Consider the following 2,937-nt stretch of genomic DNA (forward strand, 5'->3'; position numbering starts at 1 on the left):
TGGCTACGGCCAAGCAAGGGCGTCTGGGGGATGCCTATGGCTCTGATTGGCGAGGAAGGACGCGGACAGCAGCGAAAACGGCGGGGAGGAGCACACATCCTTTGATCCGCTGGTCTCCGAATGGGGCAACCCGGTGTAGTGAAGCTACATCATCACCTTACGGTGAAGCAAACGTGGGGAACTGAAACATCTAAGTACCCGCAGGAAGAGAAAACAACAGTGATACCCTAAGTAGTGGCGAGCGAAAGGGGCATAGCCCAAACCACAGCGGTTACGGCCGCTGCGGGGTTGTAGGACCGACCATCAAATCAACTGACAAACCGGAATGCTCTGGGAAGGGCATCCAAAGAAGGTGACAGACCTGTACGGGTAGGTTCAGTTGGTGGGGTTGGGATCCTGAGTAGGGGGGGGCCGGAGGAACCCCCTCTGAATCGGCCGGCACCATCCGGTAAGGCTAAATACACATCAGAGACCGATAGCGAACCAGTACCGTGAGGGAACGGTGAAAAGTACCGCAAGCAGCGGGGTGAAATAGAACCTGAAACCAGACGCCTACAAACGGTTGGAGCCCTTTCGTGGGGTGACAGCGTGCCTTTTGCATAATGAGCCTACGAGTTACCGTCACTGGCCAGGTTAACCTTTTTGAGAAGGGGAGCCGAAGCGAAAGCGAGTCTGAACAGGGCGCTGTAGTCAGTGGGGGTAGACGCGAAACCGGGTGATCTACCCGTGGCCAGGTTGAAGTGGCAGTAACATGTCATGGAGGACCGCACCAGTAAACGTTGAAAAGTTTTTGGATGAGCTGCGGGTAGGGGTGAAAGGCCAATCAAACTCGGAAATAGCTCGTACTCTCCGAAATGTTTTTAGGAACAGCCTTGCATGACAAATTCCCAGGAGGTAGAGCTACCGATAGGACTAGGGGGAGTCACATCCTACCAACTTCTGACGAACTCCGAATGCCTGGGAATTGATGCGGGAGTGAGGGGTCGGGTGCTAAGGTCCGACTCCGAGAGGGGAACAACCCAGACCACCAGCTAAAGTCCCCAAGTGGTCGCTCAGTTGAACAAAGGAGGTCCGGTTGCCGAGACAGCCAGGAGGTTAGCTTGGAAGCAGCTATTCCTTTAAAGAGTGCGTAACAGCTCACTGGTCGAGCGAGGCGGGCATCGATAATAAACGGGCATGAAGCGACCCACTGAAGCTGTGGACACTAGCTTATGGCTAGTTGTGGTAGGAGAGCATTCTGTGACCGGCGAAGGTTTGGCGTGAGCCGGGCTGGAGGGCACAGAAAAGCAAATGTAGGCATAAGTAACGACAATGCGGGTGAGAACCCTGCACACCGAAAGACTAAGGATTCCACCGCGATGGCAATCAACGGTGGGTGAGTCGGCACCTAAGGGGCAGGCGAGAGCCGCACCTGAGGGCAAACGGGTTAATATTCCCGTACTAGCCTCTTGAGAGAAGCGGGGACGGAGTACTGAACAGACCGCGCACTGCGGGAATAGTGCGTTGAAGGGTGAAGCTATTGATTCCACAGGCAAATCCGTGGAGTTAGGTGGACGCCGATAGTACCTGGTCGCCTTCGGGCGTTCGGGATAGTGTCTGGGAAGGGCTTCCAAGAAAAGCCGCTATCGCTAATCAAGAGGGTAACCGTACCGCAAACCGACACAGGTAGTCGAGATGAAAAATCTAAGGTGCTCGAGTGAATCATGGCTAAGGAACTCGGCCAGTTGACCCTGTAACTTCGGGAGAAGGGGGGCCTACCCACTTCGGTGGGAGGCCGCAGAGCAAAGGCCCAGGCGACTGTTTACCAAAAACACAGGACTCTGCGAAATCGAGAGATTCAGTATAGGGTCTGACACCTGCCCGGTGCTGGAAGGTTAAGGGGGGGCGTTAGGGGCGCAAGCTTCGAAGCGCTGAACTGAAGCCCCAGTAAACGGCGGCCGTAACTATAACGGTCCTAAGGTAGCGAAATTCCTTGTCGGGTAAGTTCCGACCTGCACGAATGGTGTAACGATCTGGGCACTGTCTCAGCCATGAGCTCGGTGAAATTGTAGTTCCGGTGAAGATGCCGGATACCCGCCACGGGACGGAAAGACCCCGTGCACCTTTACTACAACTTATCATGGACGCTGGCACAGAAATGTGTAGGATAGGTGGGAGGCTGCGAAGCGGTGTCGCTAGGCATCGTGGAGCCAACGTTGAAATACCACCCTTTTGTGTGTTGGCGTCTAACCTCTCAATGAGAGGGACCGTGGTTGGTGGGTAGTTTGACTGGGGTGGTCGCCTCCGAAAGGGTAACGGAGGCTTCCAAAGGTTCGCTCAGGCCGGTTGGTAACCGGCTGTGGAGTGCAATAGCAGAAGCGAGCTTGACTGTGAGGCAAACAGGCCGAGCAGGTGCGAAAGCAGGGTATAGTGATCCGGTGGTTCCGCATGGGTGGGCCATCGCTCAAAGGATAAAAGGTACGCCGGGGATAACAGGCTGATCTCCCCCAAGAGCTCACATCGACGGGGAGGTTTGGCACCTCGATGTCGGCTCGTCACATCCTGGGGCTGGAGAAGGTCCCAAGGGTTCGGCTGTTCGCCGATTAAAGTGGCACGCGAGCTGGGTTCAGAACGTCGTGAGACAGTTCGGTCCCTATCTGTGGTGGGCGTTAGAAGATTGACGGGGGCTGCCCTTAGTACGAGAGGACCGGGGTGGACTCACCGCTGGTGAACCGGTTATTGTGCCCACGGTACGGCCGGGTAGCTACGTGGGGTTTGGATAAGCGCTGAAAGCATCTAAGTGCGAAGCCGGCCCGGAGATGAGTCTTCTATTGAAGGACGTTAGAGACGATGACGTTGATAGGCGGCAGGTGCAGGGCGTGAGAGCGCTAGAGCCGAGCCGTACTAATGACCTGAAGGTTGTAGAGTCCCACATGCGTCTGAGGAGTTTGCTTGTTG

The 2,937-nt window shown here is 55.7% G+C and carries 1 rRNA gene; it reads left to right on the forward strand.

Features of this window, described 5'->3' with window-relative positions:
* The first annotated feature begins 3 nt into the window (after window positions 1-3).
* Window positions 4-2,906 (forward strand): 23S ribosomal RNA (locus tag ACYVHX_RS29635).
* Window positions 2,907-2,937: the final 31 nt, after the last annotated feature.

Source organism: Larkinella ripae (assembly GCF_054780775.1).